The organism is Neptuniibacter sp. 2_MG-2023, assembly GCF_030547495.1.
GTDB lineage: Bacteria > Pseudomonadota > Gammaproteobacteria > Pseudomonadales > Balneatricaceae > Neptuniibacter.
Genome location: NZ_JAUOQC010000003.1, coordinates 100,692 through 120,321 on the forward strand (window position 1 = coordinate 100,692; position 19,630 = coordinate 120,321).

The following is a 19,630-nucleotide window of genomic DNA, read 5'->3' on the forward strand; positions in this document are numbered from 1 at the left end:
TCAGAATAAACTCCCTCCCACCTTTCCAGTTCTGTAGAATACCCCCTACCTAAAGGCTCTTTTAGTATAAAGACACTTAACGACCCAATTTATAGAATGATGTAATGCCTAAAATCTTATTATTTAACAAACCATTTCAAGTACTTACCCAGTTCACTAATGGTGAGGGTAAAGAAACCCTAGCAGCTTATATAGATAAACCCGGTTTTTATGCTGCAGGACGGTTAGATTATGACTCTGAAGGGCTATTAATTCTTACCGATAATGGTGCACTACAACATCAGCTTGCTAACCCTAAATTTAAATTAGAAAAAACCTATTGGGCTCAAGTTGAAGGCGATATTACTGAAGAAGCTCTGAAACAACTCAGCAACGGAGTCGAGCTAAAAGATGGTATTACTCGTCCCGCCACCGCGAAAAAGATTTCAGAACCTAATAACCTATGGGATCGAGTACCCCCGATTAGGGAACGAAAAAATATTCCTACAAGCTGGGTAGAGCTAAAAATAACGGAGGGTAAAAACCGCCAAGTTAGAAGAATGACCGCCGCGGTAGGCTTCCCCACGTTACGCTTAATCCGTTACGCCATTGGCCAGCATACCTTGGCACAGTTACAGCCAGGGGAATTTATAGAAGCAGAAACTCAGCTAAATATTGAGAGTAGTACCAGTAAATCCAACACCCGATACAAACGAGCAGAGAAAAAACCTTATCAAAAACGCTCTTCGAATAGATCTGCACAAAAAAATAAGGCTTCGCGATAAACGAAGCCTTTTCCATCTTACTCAGCTAGATAACACTTAGCCTTTCTGATTGGTAGCCACCAGCCAGACCCCATGAATAACACCAGGAAGCCAACCACATAAACACAGCACAATATTAATAACGAGATGCTTAGTCGCACCGACTTGTAGAAAAGCCCCTAAAGGCGGTAACAATATAGCTAGAATTAGATTGAGAATATTCATAGTGCATTCCTCTTAATAGACCTGTTCAGTTAAAAGAATAGGCTTCCGCCCTTCATAACCTTCCTGTTAATTTAAATTTAATAAACTTTTCACAATACTAAATAGTGTTTTACTCTTTGTATCTAAGGCCAACATGGTTGTCTGCGAAGGCGTGGCACCTTCAACATAAGGGTTGCCATTACCTTGGATCTTTTTAATTAAGTTATTACGTGCCAGCTCCCATTCATCAACGGGATCCAGCTTATCCCATGCGGTGAAAAGCTGAACCTGCTTTCTGCTTAGTTTTATTTGGTATTGATCACGCATGTAGAAATAGGTTCTAGCTATATCACCCCGTATGGAATCTGAGGGTTCAACTTTACGAGCTTTAAAATCCACTTCCATATCACAACGCCCATATAACCTAGGCTCCCCTTTTAAAGGAGCAAAGCTGAAATTTGAACGGTCTCCATTCACCTCCCCAATTGCGGGTACAAGGTTATGTAGATCAGATTCCATCCTCTTAAACTGTTTATTTTGTTTACAGCCTTTTCTGCCACTATCCTGCCAGCACTCAAGCTGATGCCCAAACGCCCATGCGGGCATAATATGTTCCCACTCTATACGTTGAGCCCTTGAGGCACTTTTACGTGGGCTATAACCACAACTATCATGATCAGGGACAAGTTTTTTCCCCTGAGAATGGTAAGTACATCCACAATAAAAGGTTAATTTATGGTCGCTATATATCTGTTTTAAAATGGTTTTTGATTTCGAAAATGAACTGGGATGCCCAGCCATAGCGACTGTGGGAATAATACAAAGACAAATGAAACAATAACGGGCCAGCCTTAAGAAATAACATTGTGAATATTGAGACATCAGATTTCCAAATCATTTGGCATCCAATGCCGGAATAAAGCTTGCTAGCCTTTACTGCATCCTGCTAAAACTTCATTATATTTTAATAAGTTAAATATAAACCTAAACTGAACACTTAGATCTGATTATATATTCAAAATCTGATTCATCCCTGTCACAAAATCTCGTTTCCCACCGTAAGATGGATGGCGGATATAACAGATATCCCTTTCCGGTAAGACGCTCTGAGCACAAGAGGTTCCCGCCCTCCCTAATCCAGCCACTATATCAGGCTGAAAAGCCTCAACCAGCTCATTCAAGTAGAAAGCGCCCTCTTCAATCTCTGCGACTGAAGGTGCCCTATTCTTTTTCTGAATACGTGGAGGATGCGGATGAAATGGGAATGAGTTCCAAAAAAGAGGCACTATCGGCTTATCAATTAGATAGCGCCATACCACTGATGCTGTATTTTCAGCAACGAGACAATCCTGATCTAAAGTTAACTGTGAACTTAAATTTTGTAAAAAGGGATGCTCTACTTCCTTGAAGAGCTTACCGCTCGAAAAAGGGATCCCAGTTAAGCGACAGCCTTTATAGCCCGGTGCTTCTCCCACTAGCATGACCCGCGGCCCTGGCAATGCAAACATCGCTTCAAAATAGTGTTTTAGATTTTCGAGTTTATAACAATCACGATAAGGGTTATAAACTTTGAGGGTATTCTTTCTTTTCGCTAAATTCAGATAGAAAGCTTCAGAGATCGACATGAAATAATTTAACCACTTTATGGGTTAGATACATAATCAAAATGACCGCGCTGGCAAATACGTACAACCCCCAATGAATTTCAATCGATACAATAGCTCCGAGCTTGACCGTCATAATCAAAACAGCCACGACAAAAACATCAAGCATCGCCCAACGTCCATAATCATGTATCAATGAAAGATAGTGTTTCTGCTTAACCGAACACTCTACGCCCGCCTTAAGTATATGAAAAAGAAATAGTACTTTTGCTATAGGTGCTAGCACACTAAAAATTAAAATAACGATAGCAATAAAATACTGCCCCTCTTCAAATAAACTCACCAAGCCGCCAACGACAGAAAAAGAGCTTTCAAAGAAATAAAACTGACTCATCGTCAGCATAGGGGAAAAAAGCCCCGTTAATAGAAGTACGACTGTTAACAAGAGCAAGAAGCGTAATAGGTTTACTTCACGCTGCGAAGTGAGTTGCATAAAAGTGATCACAGAGCCTAAACAAAACGGCATTATACCTTAATCAATCATAAGGGACTCATCCCCCTTATGATTGATCTATATTATCTACCTAGACAGCCATGTCGATCTGTTGAATGGTGCCGACCTCGCCTGTTTCATTAATATAAAAACCACTGGAGGTCACTCGCCCATTTTGTTGATTATCCTTTCCTTTGATATCAAACGGCGTTTCACTTGAACCTAGATAAATCGCACCAATACCATGATCGGCAATGGATACTAAAGAATCAACCTCCTCAGTTTTTGTCCAAAGCATTAAATCATCATAAATAGAGTCGGCTTCATCTATATAGTTGTTCCCGTCTTCATCATATTGCGCTAAATCAGCAAAGCCATTACCACTTAACGCACCAAATAACTCAGTACCATCATTAATAATACCGTCTTCATTATTATCGATGGCTAACATACCACCACTACCTGATAGATAACTGATTAACTCCATATCCCCATCTGCGTCTAAATCAAACTCAAACTTTTCGTCCGATAAGTCCGCATAGTTGCCCTCAAAATTAACAATAAGCGGGTCAGTAAATTCGACGCTTTTTGTCACCTCAAATTCTCGGCTAACAGAGTAGCTTCGCTCCATCTCTAGGCTTAAATCAAATTCTATCTCTTTCCCATCAGCCGTTGTTACTTTCCCACAACTGGAGAAACTGGAGCATTCGTACTCCTCTATAGTTTCTGAAACCTTAAAGGACATCTGCAAACGTACAGGCTGCATCTGCTGAGGAATAGCGGTACCAGTACTCCCCATATCTTCGCTATAAGACGATGTCGCAGGCAGCTCTATATTATTGCTTATATCTGCATCCCCATATTTTGGATTAATCGCTTTTATCAGGCTATCAAATAACTTAGAGCGTATGAGTTCATGCCGCTGTTCTACTTCATTCTTATCACTCGCTGTTCTGAACTGCATACCTTGTTCAGTCAATACAAGTATTGAGTTATTTTGTGCTTCACTCTCCTCACCAAGCAACGATTGAGCGCTTTCAAATTCTCTGAAAAAGCCCGCAGATAGCGCATCGAAATCCATTGTTTTTGTTAACTCAATAGATTCTGTCTTCTCATGCTCTGCACTCATGTGCACTGTACTCGTCTGAATAATCATTATTCTCTCCACAAGGTTGAATAGAAAACCAGTAAAACCTGTCTATAGTTCATTCCTCCTTTATTTGACGTAAAAAACCTCAGACACTAATCATTGATAGTGACTAAATACCTTTATTTGAGGCGCAAAAAACCTATTCTTGCATCAGCAAAAATTCAATTTTTTGATACTGACTTAGCGGAAAATAATTGCCTAATGCAGATAGAACCGCCGAGCGGCTTACGGCAAAAAATGACAGCCCTTAGCCCAATAACTAAGCGCAAATTTCCATAAGTGATTATTAGGTCAACAACCTAAACGATCAGTAAAAACACAACAATAGGCACACCTCATACGGCTACAGCCCTCGCAAACGCTCGCTTTGTAAAACAATAGCCCAACCGGAAAGAAACACGTTAAAGCGCACTAAGGCTGTTCATTTTGTTTATTTCAAAAAGCAGGTACGAGAATCATTAAAAATAAGTAATATGAGATACAGCAAAAAGTGGGCCGTTTTTAAAGGCGCTAGGTATCAATGATCTTTACTAAGGTTATTTAAAGTGGGGATAAGAACAGAAGGAATAAAAAACACAAAGCCGCTAAAAGCGGCTTGGTAAAAAGATCTATAAGTTTTCTATAAAGAAATTATTCTTCAAACTTATAATATTCTTTATTTAGATAGCTCGCGACGTCCGCAACATCTTCAGGAAACCAGCCGACATCTAAGTTTGTATTGCAGCCTTCAACAAATGCTTCTAATTTTGCAAATGTTGTCACTTTACGTTGCTCACTCATATAGAGCGACGAATCATGGCAGGTTTCACAATTAGCATCGGTATGAGCCTCACCATGGATTGTTTTCTCGATTTCGACCTCATGGTAAAGCACTTCACCATTAGCGGCATCACCAGCGCTCACTAGACTAGGAGAGAGAGCTAGAACGACAGTTGCAATCAAGGTAGGGAGTATTCTTTTCGACTCGTTCGACATATAAACCTCCTTTACACATTTGTAATTATTGTTTTGAGTAAACTATACCCTCCCCCTTTAGCAAAAGCGCCGTCCATAGAGGAAAGAGAGAACTAAATTAGATCCCCCTGATATGATCTATAAACTCCTTAGGTTCGACAACCCCTATTAAAGTCTTATTCTGGACAATCTCTCCTGATCGATCATAAAACACTAAAGCAGGAGGGCCTATAATATTGTAGGCTTTGTTTAATGCTTTTGCGGGCTGGTCATTCTTAGTGACATCAACCTTAATCACCTTAAATGATGTTAAAGCCTGCTGAACAGATAGATCTGAAAAAGTAACCACGTCCAATTCAACACAAGCGACACACCAATCAGCATAAAAATCTAACATAACGGGCTGCTGTTTCTTTTTAGCATCCTCTAGCTCAAGAACTAACTGCTCAGGGGTGTAAACTTTAATAAATGCTAGTTTGTTAGTTGTTTGTGCATTCGATTCGGCAAAAGCCTTAAGAGGATAGATCAAGCTATTGCCACCGGCTAATGCGCCAGCCATCAACGCTATAGCGTAAAGCAAAATAACAATGCCTAAACCTTTAGCCAGTTGCAGCCTAGCGGTCTCCTTTTTAGCATGAGACAACACGCCCATATAAACCGCGGATACAATTAAAACCAAAGCCGTTAACCACATAGTCACAACGGTTGGCACAATACGATCCAGCATCCAAATAGCGAGCAATAAGAGTAAAACACCGAATACAGCCTTGACCTTATCCATCCAAAGTCCGGCATGGGGCAATAACTTACCCGCCGAAGTACCCACGAGAATCAAAGGTACCCCCATCCCAAGACTCATACTAAACAGTGCGCTCCCACCTAATACGGGATCACCCGTCTGTCCAATATAGATCAAAGCACCCGCCAAAGGCGCTGCTATACAAGGACCAACAATCAGCGCTGACAACAAGCCCATAATAGCGACACCTGCAATCGTCCCACCCTCTTGGCTATTACTTGCTTGGCTCAACTTACTCTGTATGCCATTAGGTAGCTGTAATTCATAAAAACCAAACATAGATAAAGACAACAGAACAAAAATAAAACTGAAGACACTTATAATCCATGGGTTTTGAAATAAGGCTTGAAGGTTTTCACCAAATAAACCGGCAAAAATACCCGCCAAAGTATATGTCACCGATACAGCCAATACATACACAATAGACAGTGTTAAGCCTTTAGCTGCTGTAATTTGCTTCCCCTGACCGGCAATAATGCTGGATAGAATTGGGATCATAGGAAACACACAAGGGGTAAATGACAAGGCTAAACCGGCGATAAAAAAGGCACCTAAAGTAACAAATAGATTTCCCTGATTAAGCATCTGGGCAAATTGATCTTGCTCACTTAGCACTACAGTCGTTTCCGACGTTGCTGTAGCCGTGGCTGTATTATCCGTTTCTATGTTTTCTGCATCGCCTACAGTTGCCATTTCTGTTTTATCAGAAACAGGCTCAACACTTATAACGGAGATCTCTTTTGTCACTGGAGGGTAACAGATTCCTCCCTCCCAACAGCCTTGATAAGTGACTATAAGTTTATCATCAACTATTTGATCATTAGCACTTGCTAAATCAATAGTGACCTCAGCCCTGTTGTGATAAACCCAGACTTGACCAAAAAGCGGGTCATCTTTTTGCTCTGCGGGACTGTTCAAACGATTAAGTATTTTAGTATTTGCACCGCTTTTTAATTCTATTCGATCACGATAGAGGTAATAGTCATTAGGTATATCCCAATAAAGACTAAGCTGATTCCCCTCTTGAATCTGTCCAAAGACAAACGCTTTTTCAACCTCTAAAGGCCCCTTCTCTGCAAAAGGGTTATTATCAAATAATCCAGCGTTCGCTTGCTGAGTGCAAAAAAGCAACAAGACAAAGAGGAGAGGACTGAAAATGCTGCGTTTGAATAAGTGAAATACTGAGGTAACCATCTAATGCCTACAATTCCGATAAAATTCTATAGCTATGTTGACCGCTTTTATTTAATTCAGTTCTAAAAATACGACATTAAAGAATAAATAAATAGCGTAAAAAATTAGAAGCGCAGTGTATCACGGCTAATCGCAACGACACATTCATCTGTTTCCCCCTAAATAGTCAATTGTTATGCATTTAGATGCATAATTGACCTTATGCACACTTATAACCGTAGTGTGTTTATGGTAAAAAAGGCGACACATTTACAAAGAGTTTAGATAGCCAACAATTCCGACACTTTATTATGGATATTAGGCTCTCTATAGCAGGAAAAGTGATAATGACTGATATACGCGTTGACGATTTAAATATCCAATCAAATACCGTCCTAATCTCTCCGGACGTTTTAAAAGCAGAGATGCCTATTTCAGAGAAAGCGGCTTCTGCTGTTTTAACGGGCCGCTCTGTAATTCGTGACATACTTGATCGTAAAGATCCTCGCCTATTTATCGTAGTGGGCCCTTGCTCAATACATGACACCGAAGCGGCACTTGAATACGGCAAAAAATTAGTTGCTCTTCAAGAACAGGTTAAAGACTCTCTGTATTTGGTTATGCGCGTTTATTTTGAGAAACCTCGTACAACCGTAGGGTGGAAAGGCCTAATTAATGACCCTCACCTAAACGATTCTTTCGAGATCGAAGAAGGTCTACATATTGCGCGCAAGTTGCTTATCGACCTTTCTGAAATGGGGCTGCCTTTAGCCACTGAGGCCCTAGATCCTATTTCACCACAATACATACAAGACCTTATCGCCTGGTCTGCTATTGGTGCTCGTACAACAGAGTCTCAGACACACCGTGAGATGTCGTCTGGCCTATCTTGTGCGGTAGGCTTCAAAAATGGCACAGACGGTGGCTTAAGCGTAGCAACTAATGCTCTTAAATCAGTGAGCGCTCCTCACCGCTTCTTAGGTATTAACTCTGAAGGCCAAGTATCAATTGTCCATACTAAAGGCAATCAGTATGGTCATGTTGTACTGCGTGGTGGCGGTGGCAAACCTAACTATGATTCAGTCAATGTTTCTATTTGTGAACAAGCACTTGAGAAAGCAGGTCTTGCTAACAATATTATGATCGACTGTAGCCACGAAAACTCCAGCAAAGATCCAGCTCTTCAGCCTCTTGTCGCTGAAAACGCTGCAAACCAGATTCTTGAAGGTAACAAATCTATTGTTGGCTTGATGATTGAAAGTAATATCGGCTGGGGCAATCAGGCGATTCCCGAAAACCTAGACGATCTTGTTTACGGCGTATCTGTTACTGATGGCTGTATTGATTGGGATAGCACAGAAAAATGCTTATTAGGTATGCATGAAAAGCTAACTAAGGTTTTACCTAACCGATAAGCGGCACACTGCAAAAAAATGCGCATACAGTTTACTGATGCGCATTTTTTATGTCTTGCTGTTAGCCCCCCCCCCCAAATCTGAGGCTGATTCTATAGACTTACGCCCAACACATCGCTATGCACCATTTGATTAAATAATAGAACAATCTCAGGTGAGAATCGGTAACTCTCTTCACTGTTAATCCGGCTTAAGGATTTAGACACAGCAATTTTTACTTTGTGATCTTTTTTCAGCTTGAAATAACACTGCTGATAGTAACGTATCAACGCTATGATCATGCTGCCTTGATTAATTTCATCCTCTTTCAACCCTAAAGGACCTAGCCCATCATAACGTTCGTAACTCTGTAAAATGATCTCTGCAGCCTCAGCCCACTGGTTCGATAACTTTAAAAAACCAGCTGATAATTCCAACTGTTCCAATGCCTTATTCTTTTCCCAACTGGCAGACCGTAAAGCTATATCAAATACTGGAGAAGAGACAAAACGCGCACCTAATGTTTGAAAATAAAAGGCTGCTCTTAACTGATCCTCATCAACCACTGAGCCCAATCTATCATTCAGCCAAAGGCACAAACTTAATAACTTCTCTTGATCCCCCGGCTGTTGTATAGATTGACTACTCACCCGTTGAGCAACCGATGCCATAAACTCTATACCATCAAAGCTTTGGTTAACCTCAGGAACCGACGCCTGCACAGCGCCGCGCCCTTGCTGTGCTAAACGTTTGAGTACCTGCTCACTTTCGTCTTCACTGTTCGTTAAAATCCCAGAGAAGCTTTCCAAGGTTGTCTGAATAACAGAATCACGTGTAGAGAGAGAAGCATCATAAACATGGGACCCCCCTTTCAGGAGAATTTCCACATGAATATCAGGAATAGAACCTAGCGAGATCGCCTCAGCAATTAACTGCTCGAGACGCGCAAACACAAAGGTCATAAATTCACCTTGTGCCGGTGTATATAAATAATCACCCTGCCTAATTTGATCGGCTATATCTTCTAATTTATGACAAACCTCTGCAACAGAATCCAAAAAAACCATATGTGAGTTTCCTTTAACCGAATGAACAGCACGAAACATCTCATTAATGGTCTCTTGATCATATTTAGTATCTAAACGACTAAAGCAGCGCTCCAGCTCCTCCATAGCCTCTTTGAAACTAGTGTAGAACTCTCTCTTAAGTTCTAAATCAAGACGGTTGAACTCAGCGATATTAGTCACAATGATTAGATACCAAGCAAGTTGTGAAAAGAAGGCATAAAAAAAGGATAGCAAAGCTATCCTTTTAAAAGAAATATAAAAACAAAATTAATCGTCAGGCATCGCCTTAGCTTGATCTGTATTTTCATAAATCAAGATAGGATCGTTATCGCCTTCAATAACACCCTCATCGATTACAACTTTGCTTACATTTTCCATAGAAGGCAGCTGATACATAATATCAAGCAAGGTTGCTTCCATAATAGATCGCAAGCCTCGTGCACCGGTTTTACGCTCTAAAGCTTTCTTAGCAATCGCATCAAGTGCAGATTCACGGAAATCAACTTCCGCACCTTCCATATCAAACAAGGCAGCATACTGCTTAGTCAGACTGTTTTTCGGCTCAGTCAAAATTTGAATCAGCGCTGACTCATCAAGCTCAGCCAAGGTAGCGATCATCGGTAGACGACCAACAAACTCAGGGATCAAACCGTATTTAACTAAGTCTTCAGCTTCAAGTTCAAGCAAGCTATCAGAAACCGTTTTCTCTTCATCCTTGCCTTTAACAATAGCATTAAAGCCAATAGAACCTTTCTCGGAACGATCACGGATAATGTTTTCAAGGCCCGCGAATGCACCACCACAGATAAATAGAATATTTGAGGTATCAACCTGCAAAAATTCTTGCTGTGGGTGTTTACGTCCACCTTGAGGAGGAACAGAAGCAACAGTCCCTTCAATCAGTTTCAATAAGGCTTGCTGAACACCTTCACCTGATACATCACGTGTAATTGATGGGTTATCAGATTTACGTGAAATCTTATCAATCTCATCAATATATACGATGCCTAACTGAGCTTTCTCAACATCATATTCACATTTCTGCAGTAGTTTTTGGATAATATTCTCAACATCCTCACCTACATAGCCAGCTTCAGTCAAGGTTGTTGCATCAGCCATAGTGAAAGGCACATTCAAAAGACGTGCTAATGTTTGAGCCAGCAGTGTTTTACCACTCCCAGTAGGACCAATAAGAAGTATATTACTTTTACTCAGCTCAACGTCTGATTTGCTGCTCTTTTGGAAACGCAGGCGTTTATAGTGATTATAAACCGCTACCGCTAATACTTTTTTAGCGCGATCTTGGCCAATAACATACTCATCCAACGCCGCGCTCAGCTCAGCAGGCGTAGGAAGATGATCACTTTCCTCTTGCGGCTCCGCATCCTGAATTTCTTCACGAATAATGTCATTACATAAATCTACACATTCGTCACAGATAAAAACAGAAGGCCCAGCAATCAGCTTACGTACTTCATCTTGGCTTTTACCACAAAATGAACAGTACAATAACTTGCCGTCATCATCACCGTCTTTACCTTTGATTTCGTCGGTCATTCGACTTCCTCGTTTATTCTAGTTCGGACTTATATTCACTATAGTCAAGAAGCAGACACTTTCAATTTTGACCTTAAAAGCATCTCGCTACTGACTAGAATATAATAAAAATCTTAATACCTATTTATCAGTCCGTATTTCGACGATCTAACACGTCATCAATCAAACCATATTCTTTAGCAGCGTATGGATCCATAAAGTTATCTCGGTCAGTATCTCGAGCAATGGTTTCAAGATCCTGCCCTGAATGTTCAGCTAATAAAGTATTTAACTTATTACGAATACTCAGAATCTCTTTTGTATGAATCTCAATATCTGTCGCTTGCCCTTGATAACCACCTAAAGGCTGATGAATCATCACACGCGAGTTTGGCAAAGCAAAACGCTTGCCTTTAGCACCACCGGTCAATAGGAAGGCTCCCATACTTGCTGCCTGCCCCATACACATCGTACTTACATCCGGTTTGATGAACTGCATAGTGTCGTAAATAGACATGCCTGCAGTAACGGAACCGCCCGGTGAATTAATATACAGATGGATATCTTTATCTGGGTTTTCCGCTTCTAGAAATAGCAACTGAGCTACTACTAGATTTGCCATATGATCTTCTACAGGACCGACCAAAAAGATCACACGCTCTTTTAAGAGACGGGAATAGATATCATAGGCTCGTTCACCACGCGCAGATTGTTCAACAACCATAGGAACAAGACTGCTTAGGATATCAGCACCACCCTTTCCAAAATCCGTCATCTATCACTCCTTAAACGGAAACATTTTTAAAACCAAGCACTCGATAATACTACGTTAATTCGGCCTAAGAAACCGATCATATAAATGAAATTAATTACTTTTACCTATATGCGGTAACAGATAACAAACCAAACGAATAAATAAAACCGAAAAATCAAAGCACTTAGAGGAATTAGTTCAGCGTAAATAAAAAAACGACAGCCGCACAAACGAACTGTCGTTTTAAAATCAATCTAGCTTAAATAGAGATTATTCAGTCTCTTCAGCTTCTGGAGCAGCAGGCTGTTCCGGTTTGATAGCATCTTCATAGCTTACAGATACTTCAGACACTTTAGCTGTTGCAAGCAGTTTATCAACAACCTGCTCTTCAAGAACTAGCCCTTTAATCTGGCCTAGCATCTCTTCATTACCCATGTACCAGTCAATAACTTGCTGAGGATCCTGATATGTTTCAGCCATCTCTTCAAGTGTTTCACGAACACGCGCTTCATCAGCTTCAAGTTCATTAACTTTAATGACTTCCTGCATCAACAAACCAATTTTAACGCGGCGATCCGCTTGATCTGTGAACATCTCTTTAGGCAGAGCATTTGGATCCATATCTGAATCTGGGCCTGCAAACTGCATAACAGCCTGACGACGCAGATTGTCAATTTCGCCATCAACTAACGCAGACGGTACGTCGATTGCGTTGATCTCTAGTAATTTGCTGAAAACTTGATCTTTCAGCTTCATCTTAAGCGCTTGCTTAAGTTCACGCGCCATGTTTTTACCAACTTCAGCACGGAACGCTTCTTCAGTTTTATCTTCTAAACCAAATTTAGCAAAAAACTCTTCGTTAAGTTCAGCAAGTACCTGTTCGGATACGCTTGCAACTTTAACTTTAAAGACTGCATCTTTACCTTGCAGATTTTCTGCTTGGTAAGACTCAGGGAAAGTGACCTTAACTTCAACTTCGTCGCCCGCTTTAGCACCAACCAAACCTGCTTCGAAACCAGGAATCATTGTGTTAGAACCTAGTACTAGGTCCATGCCTTCGCCTTTACCACCATCAAACGCTTCACCATCAATGAAACCTTCAAAGTCGATACGCAGACGATCATCCATCGCTGCTTCACGCTCAACTTCAGCCCAATCAGCTTGCTGCTTGCGTAAAGTTTCGATCATCTGATCTAGATCAGCATCTTTTACGTCAGCGCTTTTCTTTTCAATTTCAACTGAAGAGAAATCCGCTAGTTCAATAGATGGGTAAACTTCAAATTTAGCTGTGTACTCTAGGTTTTCACCTTCAACATCTTTTGTAAAATCAATTGATGGAGTGCCAGCTGGGTTAATCTCTTCCTGTTGAAGTGCCTGGTAGAAGCTTTCCTGAACTACCTGACCTAAAACCTCTTCACGAATACCTTTACCATAACGCTGCTTAACAACTTTGACAGGTACTTTGCCTGGGCGGAAACCATCGATTTTTACTGTACGTGCTGTCTGTTGGATGCGTTTAGTAACATCCTGATCGATGCGCTCTGCTGGGACGGAAATCGTCATCAGACGCTCTAGGCCAGAAGTCGTTTCAACGGAAACTTGCATGTAATGCCTCACAAATAAAAAATGCTTGTATCAATAATCTTCAACAGACCGACGAATCATTCATAACGTCGCTTAATCTGCACAGTACTCGGCAAGGCCGAGAGAAATCAAAGCGCGAAATTTTCCGGCAACTAGGCGAATTAGTCAAGTTTGAGAGCAAAATAATTTAAAGAAAGTAAAAAACAATTTAACTAGACTCAAAACAGAAGATGATTTTATTGTTTAGAGCGCTGGTATATAGAGAAGAAAGGAGTATTGAGAGGTTAAGAAAAAATGGTGCGGACGGAGAGACTCGAACTCTCACACCTTGCGGCACCAGAACCTAAATCTGGCGTGTCTACCAATTCCACCACGTCCGCGCACTGTGTTCACTGATTATACAGTGATATTTTTTCTAAAACTAACTGCTTATTAAAGTATCGTAAATGGTGCGGACGGAGAGACTCGAACTCTCACACATTGCTGCACCAGAACCTAAATCTGGCGTGTCTACCAATTCCACCACGTCCGCATATACGCTACTTAATAATTCTTTACTGTAATGGGGTGGACAATGGGGCTCGAACCCACGACCGCCGGAATCACAATCCGGAGCTCTACCAACTGAGCTATGCCCACCACAGAGAACATCTTACAAATGGTGCGGACGGAGAGACTCGAACTCTCACACCTTGCGGCACCAGAACCTAAATCTGGCGTGTCTACCAATTCCACCACGTCCGCTTACCTTTTAGAGAATGGGGTGGACAATGGGGCTCGAACCCACGACCGCCGGAATCACAATCCGGAGCTCTACCAACTGAGCTATGCCCACCATAATATTCTCTATACTGACAATGGTACGCCCACCAGGACTCGAACCTGGAACCTACGCCTTAGAAGGGCGTTGCTCTATCCAGTTGAGCTATAGGCGCCCGACTCATCGTCAGTCCTTAATAATTTAGCACTTTCAAAACAGTATTTGTTAGCTGTTTTTAAGTACCTCGTCTTAAGGAGGTGCGAATAATATACAGCTCTAATTTCAGCGTCAACCCTTTTTTTATCCAAGAAAATAAATGAGTTAGATTGCTCAACTTATGTGCAGATTAGGTTATTTTCCATACAAAAAAGCACCCTCCTCTCACAAGAACTCATCAACTGCTTATTTCATAAGGAAGAAATGTGGTTTTTACAGCCTTACTTTCCTCCATCTAATTAGCAAAAGGCGCTTGGAGCTAAATCCTAACCATGAGAGAATTATCTCAGTTATATTTTTTCTAAAGGAACCTCCCTTTAATGAGCGCACAGATTATTGATGGCAAGAAAATTGCCGCCGAAGTACGTCAACGAGTAGCAGCCGGCGTCCAACAACGTTTAGACAAGGGCAAAAAAGCGCCCTGTTTAGCCGTAATCCTTGTAGGTATGGACCCTGCGTCACAAGTTTACGTACGACATAAAAAAAACGCCTGTAAAGAGGTCGGTTTTGAATCTCGTTCATACGACCTTCCTGTTGAAACGACACAGCAAGCGCTACTTGAATTAGTCGATGAGCTGAATGAAGACCCCGGATGCAACGGTATCTTGGTTCAACTCCCCTTACCCGAGCATCTAGACTCAAACGAAATCCTTGAACGTATTCGCCCTGAAAAAGATGTGGATGGTTTCCATGCCTTTAACTTAGGACGCTTAGCACAACGTATGCCGGTTTTACGCCCATGCACACCTAAAGGTGTCATGACCTTGCTGGAGTCCACTCATCAAGACCTGCACGGTATGGAAGCGGTGGTCGTAGGGGCATCCAACATTGTGGGTCGTCCAATGGGACTGGAGCTGCTTTTAGCGGGCTGCACTGTTACCACGACACATCGCTTTACACGCGATCTTGAAGCTCATGTTCGCCGCGCTGATTTAGTCATTGTCGGCGTTGGCATCCCGAACCTAGTAAAAGGCGAATGGATCAAAGAGGGGGCTACCGTTATCGATGTAGGTATCAATCGTTTAGATGATGGCCGTTTAGTGGGTGACGTTGGCTTTGAAGAAGCGGAAAAACGTGCAGGCTTTATAACACCCGTACCAGGCGGTGTAGGCCCTATGACCGTAGCAACACTAATGGAAAACACTTTAGAAGCAGCTAACAAACAAGATAGTTAAGCGTCTAAACACAAAAAAAGGCAGCCTTTAGCTGCCTTTTTTGTTGCATAAGAAAGCCTAAGCTTCACGAAACCATGTAGTTCCTTCCCGAGTATCTTTAAGAATCACGCCTTGAGCAGCCAACTCATCACGGATTCGATCGGATTCAGCAAAGTCCTTCGCTGTCTTAGCTGCTGCCCGCTGCTGAATAAGCTCGTCGATCTCATCGCTACCCAACTCACCCTCTTTATCTTCACCCTTCAAGAATCCAGCTGGATCTTGCTGAAGCAAACCAAGAATGCCTCCTAAACGCTTCAACTGCGCAGCCAACATACCGGCTTCGGGAGCCCCTTCACGGGAGGCTTTGTTTAGCTCGTTCACTAATTCAAAAAGCACAGATATAGCTTTAGGCGTATTAAAGTCATCATCCATAGCCTCAATAAAACGGGCATCAAAATCATTTTCAATAACCTCGTCTATAGGCTCAACACCTCTTAGTGCTTGATAGAAGCGCTCAAGCATAACTCGCGCTTCTTTTAAGCTATCTTCGCTGTAATCAATATAAGTACGGTAATGAACCCGTGCTAGGAAGAAGCGCACGACTTCCGCATTGTACTTTTCCAGTACATCGCGAATGGTAAAAAAGTTACCTAATGACTTAGACATCTTTTCTGAGTTAACGCGCACAGGCCCTGCATGCATCCATGTGTTCACATAAGTACAACCATTAGCTGCTTCAGATTGAGCAATCTCGTTTTCATGATGAGGAAACGGAAGGTCTGGTCCACCGCCATGAATATCGAAGGTATCGCCTAAACAGCACTTTGACATCGCGGAACATTCTATATGCCAACCTGGGCGACCATTTCCCCAAGGAGAGGGCCAACTCACTTCACCCTCTTTTGCCGCTTTCCATAACACAAAATCAAGCGGACTCTCTTTAGCGGTTTCAACCTCTACTCGCGCGCCGGAACGTAACTCATCAACATTCTTGTTAGTTAGTTTTCCGTAATTTTCAAATTTTTCAACCCGGTAATACACATCACCATTGGAGGCAGGGTAAGCAAACCCTTTTTCAATGAGTGTCGCGACAAGGGCAATAATGTCATCAATATGCGCTGTAGCACGAGGCTCTTGATCTGGACGAAGTACAGAGAGCTTATCTTCATCCTCATGCATCGCAGCAATCATTCGCTGAGTCAGCTGCTCTGGTGTTTCACCATTCTCTGCCGCACGCTTAATAATTTTGTCATCTACATCCGTAATATTACGAACATAATCTACATCCCAACCTTGAGAGCGTAGATAACGGGTAATCACATCGAAAGCCACCATCACCCGAGCATGACCTATATGACAAAAGTCATATACGGTGATACCGCACACATACATTTTTATTTTCCCCTCTTGCAAAGGAACAAAAGGAGCTTTCTCTTTATTTAACGTATTGTATATCTGCAGCATGATTCGTAACTTATTGTTCAATGATTTGAAAGGAGCAGTATTGTAGATGAATTCGTTTTCATCTGCGAGGCGATCATTCTCTATTTAGCGCAGCTCCGGTTTAATTATTAAGCGCCCTATACTCTCATCTAATAATGGGCTTCTCTCACTCGTTAAAAGCAACTCATTTCCTTCCCCCTCTCTATTCCACACAACCGCTTCCCATTGAGCATAAGGGTGTAGCTTAATACGCTTAGCATTCTCCCACAGCGGAAGCCGATCAACAGGAATAAGCCAGATAAACGACTGCCCAAAAATTAAATTTTTATCGTAGCCCAGCAAAACTAAACGTCGAGATAATGGATCAAAATCAACCCCTGTAATTAAGCCATCAACATTATATTCTTGCTCAGCAAGTACCGATTGATTCAATTTATTTTTATTCAATCTGTAGAGTTTAGTTTTTTCGTTACCCCAGCCTTTAGTAAAAAGCCATAACTCATCATCAACGACTGTCAGTGCTTCACAATCGAAGTTATGCTCCTTACTCAGCTTTTCTTCAGGAAAATCCGCGTAGTGAATATCCATTTTCTCTGCTGCCACACTTCCCCCCGTAACCCCCTCTACTAGCGAGAGCCACTGGACTTTATAGATCTGCACAACAGAACGGTTGCCGCGATTATTTCCACAATCGGCGATATACAAAAATTCATCATCTTGAGCTAATGACTCCCAATCGACATTTTTCGCTCCGCGGATATAGATCTTTTTCTCAATGCCATGATCATTATTGATGGCATACACAACCGCCTCACCGCCACTGTCATTAACCGTCCAATTTAATCCCTTATGTAATGCTATTCCTGAAGTCTCCCTCACTTCGACAGGCCAAGAGGCACGCACTATATCCCCTGCACTTGACGAAGAAACATTAGCGGTATTCAAAGGAGCACAGCCCACCGTGATGACCACAAAAAAAACAACACAAGGTTTAACGTACCTGAAAAGGCTCATACAGCACCGCTCTATCAAGAATAACTAATCATCACTTATTTTCATCTATTCGATTGACATAAGCACTAGACGTTTGTATTAAAAACTGCAAGGATTCGCTACCGGCAAACGTAAAAATAACAGGGCTCTATAGGGAATGGGAAACGATATACACAACAACATGGATGAAGAAAGCACATTTTATCCCAAAATAGATGCGCCATCGCCCCTCGTTGACAATAGAACTATACCCTCCCAGCAGCTTACCATTTTGGAAGCACTTCCCTATCCTGCTTGGATCAAAAACAGACGTGCAGAATACCTTTATGCAAATAAAGCTTATGCAGATCTTGTTGGTATTCCCGTTAACGCGATCAAAGGACGTACCGATCGTCAATTATTCCCTAAATTCATTCAAGACCAATTAATCGATTCCGACGCTCTTGTCTTCCACAACAAAGCGACAATAGAGCTAGATAATATATATCTTCACTCAACAGCCACAGATACCTATTGGCTAAGCAAATCACCTCTTAAAAACAACTGTGGTCACGTCACAGGCATCATCGGCCTGATGAAGCTATCTCCAACCCTACAAGTGAACGGGTCGACCTATAGCGAGCTGGCAACACATGCGATTAAACACAGCAACGAAGCGATCATTATTGCCGATACGGGCTTCAAAATAACACTAGTCAACCCTGCATTTATAAGAATTACTGGCTTTTCAGCCAATGAGATAATTGGCGCACCCGCCTCTATCATCAATGCTAATTGGCTCGCCCCCGAATTTATGGAAAGCATTAAACACCAACTCCACTACCACGGCTATTGGGAAGGAGAGACTTGGAATCGCAAAAAAGATGGCCAACTCTACAATGAAAAAATAAAAATATCGGTTATTCGTTCAAGTGATGGAAAGATATCCCACTATATGGGGCAATTCACTGACAATACAGAACAAAAACAGACCCAAGATAAACTAGAATTCTTAGCATTCCACGATGCCTTAACAGGCCTTGCCAATCGTGCTTTATTTCTTGATCGTGTCAGCCAAAGCATCCAGCAATCCAATCGTAATAACACTCGATGCGCTGTTATCTATTTAGATTTAAATGACTTTAAACCTTTAAATGATACATACGGTCACCCTTTTGGGGATAAAGTACTAATCCACGCAGCTAATACAATTAAAGAAGCCGTCCGAAAAGTAGATACGGTCTCGCGCCAAGGCGGCGACGAGTTTGCCGTTTTACTCGAAGAGGTTGGCTCCGTTGAAAGCGTTGTCGTTGTTGCACAGAAAATCATTACCTCACTAAGACATACCTTTGTAATTGACAATATTAAAGTTAATCTCGGCGCTAGCGCTGGTATTTCAGTTTACCCAGAGCATGGCGATGATGCGGACAAACTAATCAGCAATTCTGATAAGGCAATGTACGCTGCAAAATCACTAGGCGGTAATGGTTATTATTTATACAAATAAAACCCAAGCCACTTTCGGTTTAACTATACCTCACACACAACAGAGAACTTCCCACTCCCTTAAGATCTAACGTTGTCCAGATCGTCTTAACAGATCAAGCCATCCGAAATAACAAGTAAGTCA

Annotated in this window: 17 protein-coding genes and 6 tRNA genes; 4 read left to right on the forward strand and 19 right to left on the reverse strand. The window is 41.7% G+C overall.

The features are described 5' to 3' along the window. Nucleotides 1-104: 104 nt before the first annotated feature. Nucleotides 105-764 (forward strand): rRNA large subunit pseudouridine synthase E, encoded by a 660-nt coding sequence (locus Q4486_RS04320; RefSeq protein ID WP_303416933.1) that lies wholly within the window; start codon nt 105-107, stop codon nt 762-764. Between the two features lie 36 nt (nt 765-800). On the opposite strand, the gene Q4486_RS04325 is transcribed toward Q4486_RS04320, so the two are convergent. From Q4486_RS04325 to dsbD, 7 genes are all read right to left on the reverse strand, one after another. After that, nucleotides 801-968: a YqaE/Pmp3 family membrane protein gene (locus Q4486_RS04325; RefSeq protein WP_303416935.1), complete on the reverse strand. Its 168-nt coding sequence runs from the start codon at nt 966-968 to the stop codon at nt 801-803. 66 nt (nt 969-1,034) lie between these two features. Next, nucleotides 1,035-1,829, reverse strand: coding sequence for an endonuclease (locus tag Q4486_RS04330; protein ID WP_368500057.1), 795 nt, complete (start codon nt 1,827-1,829; stop codon nt 1,035-1,037). Nucleotides 1,830-1,954: 125 nt separating this feature from the next. Further along, a complete protein-coding gene (locus Q4486_RS04335; RefSeq protein ID WP_303518473.1) occupies nt 1,955-2,572 on the reverse strand; it encodes a uracil-DNA glycosylase family protein in 618 nt (205 codons plus the stop codon). Next, on the reverse strand, nt 2,559-3,044 hold the full coding sequence (locus Q4486_RS04340) for a paraquat-inducible protein A (RefSeq protein WP_303416939.1): 486 nt from the start codon (nt 3,042-3,044) through the stop codon (nt 2,559-2,561). The genes Q4486_RS04335 and Q4486_RS04340 overlap by 14 nt, the downstream gene beginning before the upstream one ends. Nucleotides 3,045-3,135: 91 nt before the next feature. Then, nucleotides 3,136-4,200, reverse strand: coding sequence for a hypothetical protein (locus tag Q4486_RS04345; RefSeq protein WP_303518475.1), 1,065 nt, complete (start codon nt 4,198-4,200; stop codon nt 3,136-3,138). A 624-nt stretch (nt 4,201-4,824) separates the two neighbouring features. After that, nucleotides 4,825-5,169 (reverse strand): hypothetical protein, encoded by a 345-nt coding sequence (locus tag Q4486_RS04350; RefSeq protein WP_303518477.1) that lies wholly within the window; start codon nt 5,167-5,169, stop codon nt 4,825-4,827. A 97-nt stretch (nt 5,170-5,266) separates the two neighbouring features. Then, entirely contained in the window at nt 5,267-7,141 is a 1,875-nt protein-coding gene (gene dsbD, locus Q4486_RS04355; RefSeq protein WP_303518478.1) for a protein-disulfide reductase DsbD, read from the reverse strand. Nucleotides 7,142-7,467: 326 nt separating this feature from the next. Between dsbD and Q4486_RS04360 the strand changes: the two genes are divergently transcribed. Beyond that, a complete protein-coding gene (locus Q4486_RS04360) occupies nt 7,468-8,535 on the forward strand; it encodes a 3-deoxy-7-phosphoheptulonate synthase (protein WP_303416946.1) in 1,068 nt (355 codons plus the stop codon). A gap of 92 nt (nt 8,536-8,627) precedes the next feature. Here Q4486_RS04360 and Q4486_RS04365 read toward each other — a convergent pair whose 3' ends face one another. The 10 genes from Q4486_RS04365 to Q4486_RS04410 form a co-directional block, all read right to left on the reverse strand. Further along, complete coding sequence (locus tag Q4486_RS04365) at nt 8,628-9,761, reverse strand: Hpt domain-containing protein (protein ID WP_303518479.1); 1,134 nt, start codon at nt 9,759-9,761, stop codon at nt 8,628-8,630. A gap of 87 nt (nt 9,762-9,848) precedes the next feature. After that, nucleotides 9,849-11,138 carry an ATP-dependent protease ATP-binding subunit ClpX gene (gene clpX / locus Q4486_RS04370; protein WP_303416948.1) on the reverse strand — a complete coding sequence of 430 codons (1,290 nt, stop codon included), beginning with the start codon at nt 11,136-11,138 and terminating at the stop codon, nt 9,849-9,851. A gap of 127 nt (nt 11,139-11,265) precedes the next feature. Continuing rightward, a complete protein-coding gene (gene clpP, locus Q4486_RS04375; protein ID WP_303416949.1) occupies nt 11,266-11,892 on the reverse strand; it encodes an ATP-dependent Clp endopeptidase proteolytic subunit ClpP in 627 nt (208 codons plus the stop codon). Nucleotides 11,893-12,141: 249 nt separating this feature from the next. Then, nucleotides 12,142-13,476 carry a trigger factor gene (gene tig / locus Q4486_RS04380; protein WP_303518481.1) on the reverse strand — a complete coding sequence of 445 codons (1,335 nt, stop codon included), beginning with the start codon at nt 13,474-13,476 and terminating at the stop codon, nt 12,142-12,144. 274 nt (nt 13,477-13,750) lie between these two features. Continuing rightward, nucleotides 13,751-13,835: transfer RNA gene (locus Q4486_RS04385), tRNA-Leu, on the reverse strand. A 67-nt stretch (nt 13,836-13,902) separates the two neighbouring features. After that, nucleotides 13,903-13,987, reverse strand: a tRNA-Leu gene (locus tag Q4486_RS04390). A gap of 31 nt (nt 13,988-14,018) precedes the next feature. Continuing rightward, nucleotides 14,019-14,094, reverse strand: a tRNA-His gene (locus Q4486_RS04395). A gap of 20 nt (nt 14,095-14,114) precedes the next feature. Continuing rightward, nucleotides 14,115-14,199: transfer RNA gene (locus Q4486_RS04400), tRNA-Leu, on the reverse strand. Between the two features lie 15 nt (nt 14,200-14,214). Continuing rightward, nucleotides 14,215-14,290 (reverse strand) — tRNA-His (locus Q4486_RS04405). Between the two features lie 23 nt (nt 14,291-14,313). Then, nucleotides 14,314-14,390 (reverse strand) — tRNA-Arg (locus Q4486_RS04410). 361 nt (nt 14,391-14,751) lie between these two features. Here Q4486_RS04410 and folD point away from each other — a divergent pair. Beyond that, complete coding sequence (gene folD, locus Q4486_RS04415; RefSeq protein ID WP_303416951.1) at nt 14,752-15,606, forward strand: bifunctional methylenetetrahydrofolate dehydrogenase/methenyltetrahydrofolate cyclohydrolase FolD; 855 nt, start codon at nt 14,752-14,754, stop codon at nt 15,604-15,606. Between the two features lie 57 nt (nt 15,607-15,663). Here the strand turns inward: folD and cysS are convergent, their stop codons facing one another. Together cysS and Q4486_RS04425 are read right to left on the reverse strand one after the other, a co-directional pair. After that, entirely contained in the window at nt 15,664-17,049 is a 1,386-nt protein-coding gene (cysS, locus tag Q4486_RS04420; protein ID WP_303518484.1) for a cysteine--tRNA ligase, read from the reverse strand. An 84-nt stretch (nt 17,050-17,133) separates the two neighbouring features. Beyond that, nucleotides 17,134-18,042 carry a hypothetical protein gene (locus tag Q4486_RS04425; protein ID WP_303518487.1) on the reverse strand — a complete coding sequence of 303 codons (909 nt, stop codon included), beginning with the start codon at nt 18,040-18,042 and terminating at the stop codon, nt 17,134-17,136. Nucleotides 18,043-18,178: 136 nt separating this feature from the next. Between Q4486_RS04425 and Q4486_RS04430 the strand changes: the two genes are divergently transcribed. Continuing rightward, the gene (locus tag Q4486_RS04430) at nt 18,179-19,507 is read left to right on the forward strand and encodes a diguanylate cyclase (RefSeq protein ID WP_303416955.1); all 1,329 of its coding nucleotides are present in this window, start codon (nt 18,179-18,181) and stop codon (nt 19,505-19,507) included. Nucleotides 19,508-19,630: the final 123 nt, after the last annotated feature.